Source organism: Gillisia lutea, assembly GCF_021568705.1.
Taxonomy (GTDB): domain Bacteria; phylum Bacteroidota; class Bacteroidia; order Flavobacteriales; family Flavobacteriaceae; genus Gillisia; species Gillisia lutea.
Genome location: NZ_JAKGTH010000010.1, coordinates 109,366 through 127,522 on the forward strand (window position 1 = coordinate 109,366; position 18,157 = coordinate 127,522).

The 18,157-nt window shown below is 37.2% G+C and carries 11 protein-coding genes; 8 read left to right on the forward strand and 3 right to left on the reverse strand.

Features of this window, described 5'->3' with window-relative positions; genetic code table 11:
- Window positions 1–51 precede the first annotated feature (51 nt).
- Together L1I30_RS11595 and dacB are read right to left on the reverse strand one after the other, a co-directional pair.
- A complete protein-coding gene (locus L1I30_RS11595) occupies window positions 52–1,110 on the reverse strand; it encodes a S66 peptidase family protein (RefSeq protein WP_236134459.1) in 1,059 nt (352 codons plus the stop codon).
- An 80-nt stretch (window positions 1,111–1,190) separates the two neighbouring features.
- Window positions 1,191–2,519 carry a D-alanyl-D-alanine carboxypeptidase/D-alanyl-D-alanine endopeptidase gene (gene dacB, locus L1I30_RS11600; protein ID WP_236134460.1) on the reverse strand — a complete coding sequence of 443 codons (1,329 nt, stop codon included), beginning with the start codon at window positions 2,517–2,519 and terminating at the stop codon, window positions 1,191–1,193.
- A 146-nt stretch (window positions 2,520–2,665) separates the two neighbouring features.
- On the opposite strand from dacB, the gene L1I30_RS11605 reads away from it, so the two are divergent.
- The 3 genes from L1I30_RS11605 (at window position 2,666) to L1I30_RS11615 (ending at window position 8,036) form a co-directional block, all read left to right on the forward strand.
- On the forward strand, window positions 2,666–5,848 hold the full coding sequence (locus tag L1I30_RS11605; protein WP_236134461.1) for a SusC/RagA family TonB-linked outer membrane protein: 3,183 nt from the start codon (window positions 2,666–2,668) through the stop codon (window positions 5,846–5,848).
- 11 nt (window positions 5,849–5,859) lie between these two features.
- Entirely contained in the window at window positions 5,860–7,248 is a 1,389-nt protein-coding gene (locus L1I30_RS11610) for a SusD/RagB family nutrient-binding outer membrane lipoprotein (protein WP_236134462.1), read from the forward strand.
- Window positions 7,249–7,403: 155 nt separating this feature from the next.
- Window positions 7,404–8,036 carry a 7-carboxy-7-deazaguanine synthase QueE gene (locus tag L1I30_RS11615; protein ID WP_236134463.1) on the forward strand — a complete coding sequence of 211 codons (633 nt, stop codon included), beginning with the start codon at window positions 7,404–7,406 and terminating at the stop codon, window positions 8,034–8,036.
- 57 nt (window positions 8,037–8,093) lie between these two features.
- On the opposite strand, the gene L1I30_RS11620 is transcribed toward L1I30_RS11615, so the two are convergent.
- The gene (locus L1I30_RS11620; RefSeq protein WP_236134464.1) at window positions 8,094–8,654 is read right to left on the reverse strand and encodes a DUF2911 domain-containing protein; all 561 of its coding nucleotides are present in this window, start codon (window positions 8,652–8,654) and stop codon (window positions 8,094–8,096) included.
- Between the two features lie 255 nt (window positions 8,655–8,909).
- Here L1I30_RS11620 and asnB point away from each other — a divergent pair, with 255 nt between their 5' ends.
- The 5 genes from asnB (at window position 8,910) to secDF (ending at window position 17,894) form a co-directional block, all read left to right on the forward strand.
- Window positions 8,910–10,526, forward strand: coding sequence for an asparagine synthase B (gene asnB, locus L1I30_RS11625; RefSeq protein WP_236134465.1), 1,617 nt, complete (start codon window positions 8,910–8,912; stop codon window positions 10,524–10,526).
- A 142-nt stretch (window positions 10,527–10,668) separates the two neighbouring features.
- Window positions 10,669–12,609 carry a DNA topoisomerase (ATP-hydrolyzing) subunit B gene (gyrB, locus tag L1I30_RS11630; RefSeq protein ID WP_236134466.1) on the forward strand — a complete coding sequence of 647 codons (1,941 nt, stop codon included), beginning with the start codon at window positions 10,669–10,671 and terminating at the stop codon, window positions 12,607–12,609.
- Window positions 12,610–12,736: 127 nt separating this feature from the next.
- The gene (locus tag L1I30_RS11635) at window positions 12,737–13,732 is read left to right on the forward strand and encodes a DUF6588 family protein (RefSeq protein WP_236134467.1); all 996 of its coding nucleotides are present in this window, start codon (window positions 12,737–12,739) and stop codon (window positions 13,730–13,732) included.
- An 88-nt stretch (window positions 13,733–13,820) separates the two neighbouring features.
- Window positions 13,821–14,747 (forward strand): malate dehydrogenase, encoded by a 927-nt coding sequence (mdh, locus tag L1I30_RS11640; protein ID WP_236134468.1) that lies wholly within the window; start codon window positions 13,821–13,823, stop codon window positions 14,745–14,747.
- A 165-nt stretch (window positions 14,748–14,912) separates the two neighbouring features.
- A complete protein-coding gene (secDF, locus tag L1I30_RS11645; RefSeq protein WP_236134469.1) occupies window positions 14,913–17,894 on the forward strand; it encodes a protein translocase subunit SecDF in 2,982 nt (993 codons plus the stop codon).
- Window positions 17,895–18,157 lie beyond the last annotated feature (263 nt).

The following is an 18,157-nucleotide window of genomic DNA, read 5'->3' on the forward strand; positions in this document are numbered from 1 at the left end:
CTGAAGGATGAAAAGTATATTTATGTTAAAGTACTTTTTGTTGAGTGTATTTTATTTTACAGCGGCAGAAAGCATTTGTATCGTTCCTTTGTCTGCATCAATTTCTACCTCAATTCCATTCGCTAAAGTTGAATTATCAGAGATATGACCAAACATTGCGCCTGAGAATGCAGGTATATTTAAGGGAGTAATATAATGGTCCAGTACTTCTTCTAAGGTAAGAGAACCGTATCCACCGCCTGGGTCACATTCAGTGCATTTGCCAAAGACCACTCCGCTAATTTTGTCTAGAATACCTCCCAGCTGTAATTGCGACATCATTCTGTCTACTGCATAGATCTTCTCACCTACATCTTCTAAAAAGAGGATTTTATTTTCCCAATTTGGTAAGTACTTTGAGCCCATGATACCGGTTAATACAGAAAGGTTCCCTCCAACTAGCACTCCGCTGCTTTTCCCTGAAGTAATAGTTCTAACTCTATTTTTTACCTGAACCAAGTTGTCACCTTTTTCGGTAGGATTTGTCAACTGAATCGCCTCTGCATTAAAAATGATCTTTCTGAAGATGCTGTAACTAAATTCATTCCATGTAGAGACAGCTAATGGTCCGTGAAAGGTAATCAATCCGGTTTGGGAATAAATAGCCATATGGAGCGCGGTAATATCGCTATAGCCGATGAATATTTTTGGGTTTTTCTTTATAGCTTCGTAATCTATTTTATCTAAGATCCTTGCTGCTCCAGAACCTCCTCGCAAGGCAATAATGGCATTTACTTCCGGATCTTTGAACATATTATTTAATTCTTGAGCTCTTTCTTCATCAGTACCTGCCAAATGCCCATATCTTGTATTTACGAATTTCCCGAGTTTTACTTTCAGTCCCATTGCCTTAAAGGTTTCTACAGCTATTTCATATGGTTCAGATTCGAAAATGGCGGAAGACGGACTAATAATTCCAATGGTATCACCTTCGGAAAGGTGTTGAGGTAATAATAATGAGTTTTTCTTAAATTCAGTAGCATAAGAAGATTGAAAAGGGGAAATGAAAGTTGTTAATGATAAGGCGATACTTCCCGTTCCTATGTTCCTTAAAAAATTTCTTCTTTGCATTGCTGTGTAGATTAAATGAGTTTATTGTTGCCTCTAATTTAAAAGAATTAATTTTTATATGCCGGCTCCGGTCTTAAATGTTAATAATTTAAATAGATACTTCTTAGAATTCGCTGCATTTCGGTTTTAATAACCGAAGAACTAACTGTGTAATTATTATTCATAAAGCTAAATAGTAAAATCTTTCCGCTTTTGGTTTTAATATATCCGCTTAAATTATGGTTGTTACTGAGAGTTCCGGTTTTGGCAAAGATATATGGGACATCTGCTTTGTACCAATTTTTGAGGGTACCGGTCTCACCGCCGCTAGGCAAATAATCAAAAAGTTTGTCTTGTGGGATTTCTTCAGAAATTTTCTTTAGTAGTCCTACCATACTTCTGGGAGTTACAAGATTATATCGAGAAAGTCCCGATCCATCAACCCATATGGGTTCGTCAGGAAGATCGTTCAAATAGTTTGTTTTTATATATTTTATGGCATTATCTGTTTTTAAAGTATCTGAAACTTTATTGGCTACCATCAAAAGAAGTTGTTCTGCAATAAAATTATCACTGTTTCTAAGCATCGTTTTATATAGACTATCGGCAGGAAGACTATATAATGTTTTTTCTGTGCCCGTTGTTCTTAATTCTGAATTAACCAGTTTCACAGGTTTTTGAAGTGTGTCGGACAGCAGTTTTGTAAAAAGCTCTGGAGTGTATTTAAAAGGTACTATTTGGGAAGTTTTTTTTCCTGATTGAGATGGGTGATATCTAAAAGTGTTTTTATCAAGATCTCTCTTGATTTCAGTTATATTTTTACTTAATAACAGACTGTCATTAAATTGCTTGATATAAGTAGAAGGTTTTTCTTGTCCTGAATTCCATTTGAATTCTACATAATTTCCATAAATAGGAAATGCTGCTCTCTCTACCGAGTAGTAATAATTATAATCATCCCACGACCAGCCAGGTCCAAAGGATTCTTCTGTAAATGCCGAAGGTTGATAGTATAACTCCTCTGTGCGATTCTTTAAAAAATCGTAAACCTTAGATTCTGGAGCATCAGTATATAGAAAAGAAGGATCTCCGGTTCCTCTAAATATAAGGGAATCATTCTGTACTATATATTTTAGAGCGGGTAAAGAATCGCCTAAAACCTTTAAACCTGCATAAAATGTAAGCAGTTTTACATTGGAGGCCGGAGTGAAATATTTTTGGGAGTTATATTCATACAACATTTTATTGTTGTCAGGATCCATTAAAGCAAAACCGGAGAAACTCTGATTGAAGGTGTCTGAATGCCTGAAATCGCTTTCCAGTGTTCTGTTGAATCTTTTAGTAGAAGAACAGGATGCCAGGATGAATAGGGAGATTATTAATGATAAAGGCTGAATGTGTCTGCTTAATAATGAGCGTATGTTTTTCAAAATATAGTTTTTTAAAAGAGATATGTAAGTTATAATAATTATAAAAATTTTCACTTAACTAAATCATTAATGCTAATAATATTATGATAGTCGAAGGGAATTCTCTATCTTCATATGTAATTCACACAATTTTAACACGGTAAAATATGAAAAACAAAATTACACTTTTGGCCTTTATGGTCATTTTTCAATTTACTAGTTTGTTTGCTCAGGAAAAGACCGTTACTGGTAAGGTTACCGACCTTAAAGAGGGGATGACACTACCAGGAGTGAACGTAATAGTAAAAGGAACAAATCAAGGGACGGTTACCGATATGGATGGGGTCTATTCTATCGATGTAAATGAAAGCCAAGTTCTGGTGTTTTCTTCTCTGGGTTTTGAGACGCAGGAGATAAGAGTTGGATCTCAAACTGCAATTAATGTTGTGATGGTAGCAAATCTAGAAGGTTTAGATGAGGTGGTAGTTACTGCTCTTGGTATATCAAGAGACAAGAAATCCTTGGGTTATGCAACTCAGGAAGTGGGAGGTGAAGATCTAAATCTTACCAACGAGCAAAATGTTATTGGTTCATTATCAGGAAGGGTAGCAGGAGTTCAGGTTACCGGTGCTTCCGGAGCCAGTATGGGGGGTACTCAAAAAATAAAGATACGCGGTGTAAATTCTATAGGAGGTGGAGATCAACCTCTTATTGTAGTAGATGGAACTCCAATTTCCAATGCTAACTTTGCAGGGAGTGACGAATCTGATTATGGGAATCTAGGTCAGGATATCAATCCTAGTGATATAGAATCTGTGAATGTTCTAAAAGGTCCTGCTGCCTCAGCTTTATATGGAATTAGAGGTCAATATGGAGTCATTATGATTACTACTAAAAAAGGAGCTAAGGGAGTAAAAGATGTGCAGGTACAAGTGAACTCGTCTTTCACCGTAGAAAGGGCAGGAAATTTTATGCCACTTCAAAATATGTATGGCGGGGGGTCAAGTCAGCAATTTAGAACTCTTGCAAATGGAGACCCTTATGTAGATCTAAGCGTTGATGAAAGTTGGGGGCCAAAAATGGATGGAACACCAGTTCGCCAGGTTTTTAGTTTTTATCCGCAGGATACCGAATATCAACAATTAACCCCTTTTGTTGCGCATCCCGATAATATAAAGGATTATTATGAAACGGGTTATAACTTCAACAATGGTGTTACGATTTCGGGAGGAAACGAGAATACTACGTATCGACTTAGCTTTAATGATACGAGAATAGAAGGTGTAGAGCCCAATACGTATCTTGATAGAAATAACTTAGGTTTAAATGCCAGCTTAGATCTTACCGAAAAGCTTACGGTTTCTACTAATATTAACTATGCTAGGAATGATGCGCAGCGTCCTAAGCAAGGGTCAGAATATGGAACAGGGTACTTTACCCAATGGTTTCAAAGAAATATTGATATGAATCGTTTAAAAGATTATAAGTACGACGATGGAACTTTTTTGCATTGGAATTTAAGAAGGCCAGATTCAAATACAGGCGAGATATCCAATCTGAGTCCGCTGTATTGGGATAATCCATATTTCGATGCTTACGAGAATACTAATATGGATAGTAGAGATCGATTTTTTGGAAATGTAGGATTAACGTATAAGGTGTTGCCGGAGCTTGAATTAAGCGCAGCTGTTAGAGGGGATATTTATACTCAGAATATTGAAACTAGAACTGCTTTTGGCGGAAAAAGAACTCCTGAATATACCATAGGTAAATATGAGAATAAGGAAATGAACTATGAGTTCCTCGCACTCTATAAAAAGAAATGGGACGATTTTTCAGTAAATGGTACCTTGGGAGGAAATATATTTAACAGAAGGTATTCTTACCTTTATCAGGGAACAGTGGGAGGGCTTTCCTCCCCGGGATTCTATAATATTGATGCCTCCATAGATAGACCTAATGTGTCTAATTATTTACTAAGAAAACAAATTCGAAGTATGTTTGGAATGCTTTCATTAGGCTATAAAGACACTTATTTTGTTGATGCTTCTATAAGAAATGATATTTCTTCGGCACTACCCGAAAATAATAATTCCTATTGGTATCCCTCAATTTCCGGTAGTATGGTTTTTAGTGAATTGATAGATTGGGATACTTTATCCTTCGGGAAATTTAGAGCTAGTTATGCTCAGGCAGGATCAGATCTGGACGCTTATCAAACAAGTCTTCCTTATGGGGTGGGAACGGTATATAACGGAACAAATACTTTATATGTGCCTGATAACCTTAATAATCCAAACATCAAACCTTCATTTGCACATTCCTATGAAGCTGGTGTCGATTTAAGATTCTTCAAAAGTAGATTGGGAATAGACTTCACTTACTATGTGCAGAAGAATAAAAATCAAATTATTAGTCTGGATGTTTCAGGCGCTAGTGGTTATAGTTCCAGTACTATAAATGCCGGGTTAATACAAAATAAGGGTTTTGAGATTGCTATTACTGCCAAGCCTATAGAGACAGATAATTTTAATTGGAATTTAAACTTCAATATAAACAGCAATAAAAGTGAAGTCGTAGAACTTGCTCCGGGTATAGATGTTTATACGTATGGATCTACTACCTATTCTAGTGTGAACAGCTACTTGAATTCGTACGTTGGAGAAGCCTTTGGAAGTTTGGTGGGGCAGGCCTATCAAAGAGATGAGGCTACAGGAAAGATTCTTTTAGGGTCAGATAATATGCCGCTCTATACTGATGCCACTCATAACTTCGGAAGTGTTCTTCCTGATTTTAATGGAGGTTTGCAAAATACGTTGCGCATAGGAAATTTCAATGTAGCTGCGATGATAGATTTTCAGGGAGGGGGACAGTTCTTTAGTAGATCTAAAATGTTGGCTGTGAGAACCGGGCAAGATCCGCTTACGGTAGCAACTAACGATAACGGCATGAATGTGAGAGATCCGTTAGAAGACGGAGGAGGAGTAAAGGTAACAGGTATTTCTGCTGAAACAGGAGAAGATGTTACTGCATATGTAGATGCCCGTTCTTATTATCGTAATGTTCTTGGAAGAAGAATCTATGAAGAATGGCTGTATGATGCTTCTTATATAAAACTGAGTGAAGTTAGATTGGGTTATACGTTTGGAGAAGAATTACTTCAAAAACTTCCTTTCAAAAGCGTGGCAGTAGCTTTAATTGCAAGAAACCCCGCTATGATATGGCAAGAAGCCCCAGACGGAATAGATCCTTCGGCTATTTCAACAGGAAGCCAATCTATAAGTTGGTATGAATCGGGACAGCTGGTGTCGGTAAGGTCTTATGGTTTGAATCTTAATATCACATTTTAAAAAGTACAATTATGAAACAGACTTATATAATAATATTGGTGTTAAGCTTTGTGATGGGAGGCTGCAGCAATTTTGATGACGATATAAATACAAACCCTAACCTGCCTAGTCAGGCTTCAGGAACTCAGCTTATTGCGAATGCTGCACTGTACCTGCCAGGTTTAGCTTCTTCACCAAAAGGAGAGTTTATGGCGCAATATTTAGCAGAAACTCAGTATGTGGGTGCTTCTCTCTATCCTGAGGAGAGCACTAGTTTTTACGGCTTGTATCAGGGGCCATTAGCAAATCTGCAGGCGGTTATCGATTCTGAAGAGTTAAGCGCTTCTCAAGGGCCCGTTCCAAATCAAGTGGCGGTAGCAAAGATCTTACGAGCTTATTTTTATTGGAATATTACCGACAGATGGGGAGATGTGCCATATTCGGAAGCGTTAAAGGGTGCAGAAGATTTCACTCCGGCATACGATACCCAGGAGTCTATTTATAACAGTCTTTTTCAGGAGCTGAAAGATGCAAATGCCATGATGGTTGCAGGAAGTATTTCAGATGATATTATCTATGGTGGCGACATGTCTAAGTGGCAAAAGCTGGGGAATACAATTCGACTTTTAATGGCATTGCGATTATCGGAAGTAGACCCTTCTAAAGGAATGCAGGAATTTAACGATGCGCTGAGTGCAGGAGTTTTTGCTTCTAATAGTGATAATCTTGTGTTTAGACATTTGGCCGATGCTAATAGCCAGAACTACTGGTATGGACAAGTGGTAGATCAAAATCGTGAATGGTGGGCTGTTACCGAAACCTTAGTTGAAGAAATGAAACCTGTAAGTGATCCAAGGTTACCTGTTTATGCAGATCCTGCTAGAGCCAACGGGGAGTATGTTGGCTTGCAATTTGGAGAAGAAGATAATATTGGTACTGAAGAATTCTCGCTTTTAGGTTCAGATATTTATGCTCAGGATGCACCAGTCTATTTAGTGACCTACGCACAGGTGTTATTTGCTATGGCAGAGGCGGCTGAACGTGGTTGGATATCTGAAGATACAGAGTCCTTATATAATATGGCAATCGAACAATCTATTGTACAATGGACTGGTAGTTCAGATGGAGTTGAGGAATTTTTGAATAATCCTGAAATTGCTTTTGATGATACCAGAGCTATGGAGCAAATTGGTAACCAACGCTGGGTGCATTTATATATGTTTGGCTATGAAGCATGGTCAGAATGGAGAAGAACTGGGTATCCTAACGATTTAGTTTCGCCAAATGGGGCAGATGTTCCTAACAGACTTTCTTATCCAGATAATGAAGCCTTTAATAACGAGGTTAATTATGATGCTGCGGTGCAACGACAGTTCAATGGGCAGGAAAGTATTTATGGTAAGGTATGGTGGGATTTGTAACCTGCTCTTATCAATATCAAAAAAGCCGGTGTTTACCGGCTTTTTTGATGTAATTATATTACTGCAGGTAACGATAAGTTGTTTTTATAGTGAATGCAGATAATCCCACGATAAAGAAAGTATTAAAACTGTAAGATTGTTTATCTTTGCAGGCTATGATTACAGAAGATACAAAAGTGCTGGTGGACAAGGGTATAATGCTTCCATTAATGGAGGAGTTCTATACTATACAGGGAGAAGGGTTTTTCAAAGGAACTGCTGCTTATTTCATTAGAATAGGTGGTTGCGATGTTGGTTGTCATTGGTGTGATGTTAAGGAAAGCTGGGATGCTACCATACATCCGCCAACTCATATAGGGAAGATTGTTGAAAATGCTGTGTCTCACAGTGATACCGTTGTAGTGACGGGTGGAGAGCCCTTAACATGGGACATGACAATACTTACAGAGACTTTAAAAGCTCAGGGATGCAAGGTTCATATAGAGACTTCTGGAGCTTATAAGCTTACGGGAGTTTGGGATTGGATATGTTTATCTCCAAAAAAGATGAAATTGCCAACCGATGAGGTTTGTGCGGTTGCCGATGAATTAAAAGTGATAGTTTATAATGCGCATGACTTGGTTTTTGCTGAAGAACAAGCTGCGCGCGTAAATGAAGATTGTATTCTCTATCTTCAGCCAGAATGGAGTAAACGAGATAAAGTGGTACCAATGATTGTGGATTATGTGATGAAAAATCCTAAATGGAAGGTGTCGCTTCAAACTCATAAATACCTTAATATACCTTAAAATAAAACGGCCTCAAATGTAAATTTGAGGCCGTTTTATTTTAAGTGATTGTAAGTTTTATTTAATTACTGTCTTAAAGGGTACTTCAACATATCTGTCGTCCCATCCCATTAAAAGATCAGCTCCATCCTCTTTAGCTACAAAAGCTATCGAGAAAGATTCGATACTGGTAGGAGATTTTTTCACAGGAACTTTAATTCTAACAATATCCTGTTTATCTGTATACTCGTATGCACCCCAGGTAAATGTACTGTTATTTAAAATTACTGTCCATTCGTTTTCTTCTGGAATAGAGTACATGGTGTAAGTTCCTGCATTTACTTTAACACCGGCCACCATCATGTCCTTATATAAGGTAAGTTCAGTAGATTCATTAGCTCCGGTTCTCCATACTTCGCCATAAGGAACGAGTTTTCCAAAGATCTCACGATTTCTTTTTTGAGGTCGGCTATAAATTACTCGGGCTACTACCTTGTTGTCTGCGTTTTTATAAATAGCAAGATCCATTGGGCTTGCATCTAATTTCGCGAAATTTAATCCTTCAGTAGTCTGCGCTTTTAGAGTATTGTGTTGAATTGATGCTCCAACAATAAGCGCTATTAAAAGTATGCGTTTCATAATTTTTTATTTTTATTTCGTTTAAATGTTAAAAGTACTATTTCACCCTCAGTATAAGCGTTAATCAAAAGCTTATTAATTGTTAAAAATATTCAACTTTATAAATGAAAGAAAATCATAGCAATGATTGAAATATAGGTTTCTGTTTAAATTTAATTTTTATATTTTACATTCCAGATGTAAGTAATTTTATATTTAATGTTTTTATTTGTAAATAAACACCGCACATTTGAACTGTAATTAAAACTCAAAGTTATGTGCGGAATATTAGCAGTTATAGGAGCAAAAAAAGATGATGCGGAAAAGATCAAATCGCTTTCTAAGAGAATGACACACCGTGGACCGGATGAAAGTGATTTTCATATTACTGAATCTGGAGCGGTTCTATGTCATGAACGTCTTTCAATAATGGATGTTACAACCGGTATCCAGCCAATTCAAGGTACTTCTACCGCTTGGATGATACATAATGGTGAGATATACAATTACAAAGAATTAAAGGAAACTGTTTTAAAAGATCATACGTTTAGAACAAAAGGTGATTCAGAGGTAATCGTTCATTTATATGAAAAATACGGCTATAGTTTTGTTGATAAACTAGACGGGGATTTTGCTTTCGTTGTAGTAGACGGGAAAGACTTTATTGCTGGGAGAGATCCAATTGGAGTAAAACCTTTGTATTACGGAGAAGATGAATCTGGTGCCTTGTGGTTTGCAAGTGAAATGAAAGTATTGGCAGATCAATGTGTTAAATTTGAAGCATTTCCTCCTGGATATTATTATACGCCTGAAACAGGATTTGTGCAATATTATAAACCAGATTGGTATAACACCGAGCTATGTGAGGAAAAAGCTGATCTTACAAGATTAAGAGAAGCTTTAATTGCAGCAACTAAAAAACGTTTAATGTCGGATGTGCCGTTGGGTGTATTATTAAGCGGAGGATTAGACTCTTCATTAACATCTTCTATTGCAGCAAGATTATTAAAAGAACAGGGTAAAAAATTACATTCTTTCTCTATTGGTTTGGATGAAAAAGCACCCGATTTAATTGCTGCTAAAAAAGTAGCCGATTTTCTGGGAACAGAGCATCATGAAATTCATTTTACTGTTGCTGAAGGAATCGAGATCATCAAAAAATTGATCTGGCATCTGGAAACTTATGATGTAACCTCTATTCGCGCAAGTACACCTATGTATTTTTTATCTGAAGCAATTACCGATAAAGGCATTAAAGTGGTGCTTTCAGGGGAAGGAGCTGATGAGATATTTGGAGGATACCTGTATTTTAAAAACGCACCTTCAGCAGAAGAATTTAAAAAAGAAACCATTAGAAGGGTTAAAAGGTTGTCTACTGCAGATTGTTTAAGAGCCGATAAATCGACGATGGCCCATGGGTTAGAAGCGAGAGTCCCTTTCTTAGATAAAGCATTTCTGCAAACAGCTATGGAAATAGCGCCACGAGATAAAATGCCGTCTACGCATGGTGGGGTTGAAAAATATATATTGAGAAAAGCATTTGATACCACCGAAGAGCCATTTTTGCCTCAAGAGGTGCTTTGGAGACAAAAAGAACAGTTTAGCGACGGAGTTGGATATAGCTGGATAGATAGTCTTATTGAATTTGCTTCATCTCAGGTGACCGATGTGCAAATGGAAACAGCGCATATTAAATATCCGGTAAACACACCTGCCACGAAAGAGGCTTACTATTATCGTGAAATATTCAGTGGGTATTTCCCTCAGGAAAGCGCTGCGAAATCTGTTAAGAAATGGATTCCAAAATGGCAGGATGATCTTGATCCAAGTGGAAGAGCAAGTTCTACTCATATTGCGCAAACGAGCTTTTCAAAGACAGCAAAAGTGAGTTAATTTAAGATTGGCTTAAAATAGACGTTTTTCACAAAAATTGTTAATAACTTAAACGTATTGATGTGCGCTTCAAGCTAATAGGAATAAGGGTTTTGTTATATTTGTCTGTTGCAATAATTGACAAAATTTAACAGAATTATATATGAGCGAAGAAGCGGAAAAAAAGAATTATTCGGCAGATAGTATTCAGGCGCTGGAAGGAATGGAGCATGTACGCATGCGGCCTTCCATGTATATTGGAGACACGGGAGTAAGAGGTTTACACCACTTGGTTTACGAGGTAGTTGATAATTCTATAGATGAGGCCATGGCTGGCCACTGTGATACCATTAAAGTAACTATCAATGCAGATGGTTCTGTAACCACAATTGATAACGGAAGGGGTATTCCAGTAGATCATCATAAAAAAGAAGGAGTTTCTGCGCTGCAGGTTGTAATGACCAAGATCGGGGCAGGAGGAAAATTTGATAAAGATTCTTATAAGGTTTCCGGAGGGTTACACGGGGTAGGGGTGAGTTGTGTGAATGCACTCTCTGTTGCTCTAAAAGCTACTGTATATCGCGATGGGACTATCTGGCAACAGGAATATGAGCTAGGGAAGCCTTTGTATCCTGTAAAATCCATTGGAGAGACTACAGAAAGAGGGACGATGGTTACATTTAAACCAGATCCTAGTATATTTCAGCAAACTGTTGAGTATAATTATGATACGTTAGCGGCAAGAATGCGTGAGCTTTCCTTTTTAAATAAAGGGATTACAATTATTCTTACCGATGAGCGTCAAATTAATGAAGATGGGAGTTTTTTTTCTGAAACTTTTCATTCTGAAGAGGGGTTAAAGGAATTTATAAAATTCCTTGATGAGAACAGGGATCCTGTTATTGCGCATGTAATCTCGATGGAGGGAGAGAAAAATGATATTCCTGTTGAGGTTGCTATGATTTATAATACTTCTTTCAACGAGAATTTACATTCGTATGTAAATAATATCAATACCCATGAAGGGGGGACGCATTTATCGGGTTTCAGAAGAGGTCTTACAACTACATTGAAGAAGTATGCCGATGCTTCCGGAATGTTGGATAAATTGAAATTTGAAATCGCAGGAGACGACTTTAGAGAAGGTTTGACTGCAATTATCTCAGTAAAAGTTGCAGAACCGCAATTTGAAGGTCAGACCAAGACTAAATTAGGAAACAGAGAAGTTACTTCAGCAGTATCTCAGGCAGTATCCGAAATGTTGGAGAATTACCTGGAAGAAAATCCGAGTGATGCTAAGATCATTGTTGAAAAAGTAATTCTTGCAGCTCAGGCACGTCATGCGGCTAAGAAGGCGCGTGAAATGGTTCAGCGTAAAACAGTAATGAGTATAGGTGGTTTGCCTGGAAAATTATCTGATTGTTCTGAGCAAGATCCAACAAAATGCGAAGTGTACCTGGTAGAGGGAGATTCTGCAGGGGGTACAGCCAAACAAGGTAGAGATAGAAATTTCCAAGCAATTTTACCACTGCGTGGTAAGATATTGAATGTTGAAAAAGCGATGAGGCATCGTGTTTTCGACAATGAGGAGATTAAAAATATCTATACTGCTCTTGGTGTTACAATTGGTACTGAAGAAGATAGTAAGGCTTTGAACTTATCGAAGCTAAGATATCATAAAGTGGTAATTATGTGTGATGCCGATGTGGATGGTAGTCATATTGAAACCTTAATTTTAACTTTCTTCTATCGTTATATGAAAGAGTTGATCGAGAACGGTCATATTTATATAGCAACTCCACCTTTGTATTTAGTGAAGAAAGGTCAGAAAAAGCAATATGCTTGGAATGATAAGGAGCGAGATGAAATTGCAAATAGCTTTAGCGGCGGAGTGCAAATTCAACGATATAAAGGTCTTGGAGAAATGAATGCCGAGCAGTTATGGGATACTACCATGGATCCGGCTCATAGAAAATTGAGACAGGTAAATATTGAAAACAGCGGAGAGGCCGATAGAATTTTCTCTATGCTTATGGGTGATGAAGTTCCGCCAAGAAGAGAGTTTATCGAGAAAAATGCTGTTTACGCAAATATCGATGTGTAAATAACTTTTTAATATAAGAATAGAATTGAAAGCTCACGTTAAACCGTGGGCTTTTTTTTGGTGCCTGCATAATTCCCTCTTCATCTTATTTTTTACTATTTTTACCCCAAACTAAATTTACTAGATCTTGAAAAAAACTGCTAAATACCTACTTGCAATTGCTTCTCTCTGTGCATTCAATTCATTAAAGGCTCAAAGTGATAAGGAGCAAATTATTAGTGATATGCTAATTATTGCAGATAATTTTGTGGCCCCGGGAGCTGAGGGTGCTGCGGTTCAGTCGAGTGCCGGCTGGTTCTCTTCGGGCAAAGCAATGGATAAATGGCAAATTAACTTCTCGGTACATGGAAACGCTCTATTTGTGCCAAGCAGTAAGCAGACTAAATTATTGCAGGATCAAGATCTTCAGATAATAAAAATTAAAGATTCTGATCGTGAACTTTTACCTACAGTATTTGGCCCGGATACAGATATAATATTTGAGGGGCAGGTTACTAATCCTTTATCTGACGATGGAGAAAAGATTGATTTTGAGTTTGATGCTATAGATGGTTTAGATAAAAAAGTATTGGCACATCCATTTGCTCAGTTAACGGTAGGCTTGCCTTATGGAACTGAAGTAACAGTGCGTTACCTTCCTAACGTTACAGTAGATGATGTAGGGTATTCTACCTACGGGGTTGGGTTAAAACATAATTTTAACCAATACATTAAATATTCTAAAGAAGAGGATTTTCAATTTGCTGCTGCTATTGGGTATAGTAATATCAAATTAGATTATGCTTTTGCTCCTGTAAGTATCCCTTCTTTATTGGAATTAAAAGAAATTGAAGTAGATGCGAACCTATGGCTGGCTCAGGTTATCGGGTCTAAGTTATATGAGAACTTTGAAGTTTTTGGGGCGGCCGGAATCACTAATTCTAACTTCGATTATGCGTTTGGAGGTTCAGGCGGATCTCTTACGCAGTTAAATTCAGAATTGGGAACATTGGGAGATTCAGAAATTAAATTCAAGGCAGATCTTGGCTTCAACCTATACTTTGGTAAATTCAAAGTAAGCAGCATGCTTACTGCCGGTAGCTTTTTCAATGCAAATTTAGGAGTGCATTACCGTATACAATAGGTTGATTTTTAACCATTACTTATAATAATACTGAAAGAGAATTTGTATTTTCGCTACAACTAATAATAATTCATAAAAAACATATATAATGAAAGTTACTATCGTAGGAGCAGGTGCCGTGGGTGCCAGCTGTGCTGAATATATTGCAATTAAAGATTTCGCTTCAGAAATAGTATTGTTGGATATCAAAGAAGGGGTTGCTGAAGGAAAGGCAATGGACCTTATGCAAACAGCCACTTTAAATGGTTTTGATTCAAAAATAGTTGGTTCTACAAACGACTATTCTAAAACTGCCGGGAGTGATGTGGTGGTAATTACAAGTGGAATCCCAAGAAAACCTGGGATGACAAGAGAAGAGCTAATAGGTATTAATGCAAATATCGTTAAAGAGGTTTCTTCAAACCTTATAAAACATTCTCCAGATACCATTGTGATTGTGGTGAGTAATCCTATGGATACTATGACCTATTTAGTTCATAAAACCACCGGTTTGCCTAAAAATAGAATTATTGGGATGGGCGGAGCTTTAGACAGCGCACGTTTTAAGTACCGTTTAAGCGAAGCATTAGAATGCCCTCCATCTGATGTTGATGGAATGGTTATAGGTGGGCATAGTGACACTGGAATGGTGCCATTAACACGATTGGCTACCAGAAACAGTGTGCCGGTAAAAGCTTTCTTATCTGAAGATAGATTGAATCAGGTTGCTGAAGATACTAAAGTAGGTGGTGCAACTCTTACTAAATTATTAGGTACAAGTGCGTGGTATGCGCCAGGAGCTGCAGTTTCTGCTATGGTTCAGGCTATTGCGTGTGACCAAAAGAAAATGTTCCCATGTTCAGCTTTATTGGAAGGTGAGTTTGGATTGAACGATCTTTGTATAGGTGTTCCTTCTATTCTTGGAAAAGATGGATTAGAAAAGATTGTTGAAATTCAATTGGATGAAGCTGAAACAGCAAAAATCAAAGAAAGTGCTGAAGGTGTTAAAAAAACCAATGCATTATTAGAGCTATAATTCTATAGAAATAGATATCGACCTAAGAGTCAGACAAAAAAGGCCGCAAAATTAGCGGTCTTTTTTTTGTTTAAAAGTTAAATTATTCAAAAAAAAATAATTGGGATTTGAATTATGAAATCCTATATTTGTCCGTTTTAAAAAATTACCTAAATATAAGGAAGAATGCAGAATAAAGGACTGATCAGGGTTTTTGCAATTTTATTTGGATTGGTATGTATATACCAATTATCATTTACATTCATTGCCAACAGTGTAGAAAGTGACGCAGATGCTTACGCCAAGCAAAAAATTAGTGCCGATGTAGAGGACTACTCGGTAAAACGTGACCAGGTTCAGGGTAGATACCTTGATTCTATTGGGGAAAACGAAATTTTTGCGGGAATAACTTATAACAATGCTAAAGATAAGGAGCTTAACAAAGGTCTGGATCTAAAGGGAGGAATCAATGTGATTCTTCAAATTTCTGTTAAAGATATTTTAAGAGGTCTTGCAAATAATAGCAACGATCCAGCTTTCAATAAAGCATTGGCTGAAGCCGATGCCGCTCAAAAAGATAGCCAAGAAAGTTATGTTGATCTTTTCTTTGAGTCTTTTGATAACATATCTGATGCAAAACTTGCATCTCCAGATATTTTTGCGAATAAGACTTTAAGTGATCAGGTTACTTTTGAAATGACCAATTCTGAAGTTCAGCCTGTAATTAGAGAAAAAGTTAACGAATCTATTACTTCAGCTTTTGAGGTATTGCGTAAGCGTATCGATAAATTTGGTGTTACTCAACCCAATATTCAGCGTTTAGGAAATACGGGAAGAATTCTTGTAGAACTTCCTGGTGCAAAAGATATCAGCAGGGTAAAAAATCTTTTACAAAGTACTGCTCAGTTAGAATTCTGGTATGTTTATAAAAATACTGAGTTTGCTAACTTCTTATATTCTGCCAACGCTGTTCTAGCTGATATGGTTAAGAAAGATAACGCCACTCAAACTAATGAAGCTTCACAAGATACTACTGCTGTTGAAGGAGATGATGAGTTGGATGCGTTATTAGCTAGTGCAGAAGATTCTACAGAAGTTGAAACAGGAAATAATCCTTTATTAGATCTTATGGTGTCTCCTGGGTATCAGGGTGGGCCGGTATTGGCTGTTTTTGCAGCTAAAGATACTGCGCAGGTAAGGGAATATTTGAACATGCCACAGGTGCGCTCTTTGCTTTCAAGCGATTTGAGATATGCTGAATTTGCATGGGGTGTTGAAAAGGATAATAATGTAGAGTTATATGCGCTTCAGGGAAATCGCGAAAATACTCCTTCTTTAACGGGTGATGTTATTACCGATGCGCAACAAACTTACGATCAAGTTGGGCGTGTTGCAGTTTCAATGCAAATGAACGGGAAAGGTGCTAAAGCCTGGGAAGAAATGACCGGAATAGCTTATAACGAAAAAAGCAATATTGCTATCGTTTTAGATCATATTGTATATTCTGCTCCAGGAGTTTCTACCGGCCCAATTAGCGGTGGTAGAAGTGAGATTTCTGGAGATTTCAGTATCACTGAAGGGCAGGATTTAGCGAATGTGCTTAGAGCGGGTAAATTACCAGCTTCAGCAGACATCATTCAAAGTGAGATTGTAGGACCATCTTTAGGTCAGGAGGCAATTGACAGCGGAGTTATGTCATTTCTAATTGCTTTAGGTTTCGTATTGTTATGGATGATTTTCTATTATGGTAAAGCAGGTCTTTTTGCAGATGTAGCTTTAGCAGTAAACATATTATTCATCTTCGGAATACTTGCAGGACTTGGTGCTGTACTAACCTTGCCTGGAATAGCAGGTATCGTGCTTACTATTGGTATGTCGGTAGATGCAAACGTGCTTATCTTTGAGCGTATTCGCGAAGAGTTGGCTAAAGGAAAAATACAGCGTGATGCCATTAAAGATGGATTTAGCAATGCATTGTCTTCTATTTTAGATGCAAACATTACAACTGGTTTAACAGGTCTTATTTTACTTGTTTTAGGAACCGGGCCTATTAAAGGTTTTGCTACTACTTTATTAATAGGTATTGCAACTTCACTTTTCACTGCGATATTTATTACGAGACTGTTTATTGATGGATATGGTAAGAATGGTAAATCATTAGATTTCTCTACTTCGGTAACCAAGAAGTTGTTCACTAATATGAATTTTGATTTTCTTGCAAAAAGAAAAATCGCTTATGTTATCTCTGGAATTTTAATCTTAATAAGTCTTGTTTCATTCTTTACAAATGGCCTTAACCAAGGTGTGGATTTTGTTGGAGGAAGAACTTATACAGTAAGATTTGCAGATGATGTAAATGCTTCAAGTGTTGAGAAAGATCTTGTCGCTGTATTTGGAAGTGCTGAAGCAAAAACTTTTGGAGCTAACAACCAGTTGAAGATTACAACTAAATATAAAGTTGATGACGAAGGTGAAGCTGTAGATGCTGAGATCCAGCAAAAGATGTTTGATGGATTGAAATCATACTTGCCTGCAGATGTGACTTTTGATGATTTCACAGTTGGTTCTGGAGACAGAAGTATTGGAATTATGCAATCTATGAAGGTAGGGCCTACTATTGCCGATGATATCAAAAATGATTCATTCTGGGCAGTTCTTGGATCTCTAATAGTTGTATTCCTGTATATCTTATTGAGATTTAGAAAGTGGCAATATTCATTAGGAGCTGTAGCAGCCGTATTTCATGATGTATTAATCGTGTTGGGTATTTTCTCTTTGGCATACAACATTATGCCATTCAATATGGAGATCAACCAGGCGTTTATTGCGGCGATACTTACTGTTATTGGATACTCGCTGAATGATACAGTGGTTGTATTCGATAGAATTAGAGAATTTGTAAATGAGCATACAACCTGGCCGTTGGGGAGAACTGTGAATAGTGCATTAAACAGCACATTGAGCAGAACTTTAAACACCTCTTTAACTACTTTAATCGTATTGTTGGCTATCTTCATCTTTGGAGGAGAAAGCTTAAGAGGGTTTATGTTTGCAATGATCGTTGGTATTATTGTAGGTACTTATTCATCTTTATTCATTGCAACACCTGTAATGTTTGATAGTGTTAAGAAAAAATCGGCTCTAAATAAAGCTAAGACTGAAGAGTAATAAGATGCTCTTATAATATTAAAACCCTCTCAATTTATTGAGAGGGTTTTTTATTTGTGTGAAAATTGTATGCAAGGTATGATCTCTTCAAAATTTAGATTAGAGTAGACAAGACAAAAGGTGTTAGAGCACAAATGAGGCTCGTTTAGATGACAATGGTAAAGATGTCTTCCCTGTTTTGTTCGAGGCTTCAGAAGTCTAAAATAGTCGGTTATATGAAATGTTATAGAGGGGTTAAGTTTGGTAGAAAACAAACGAATACC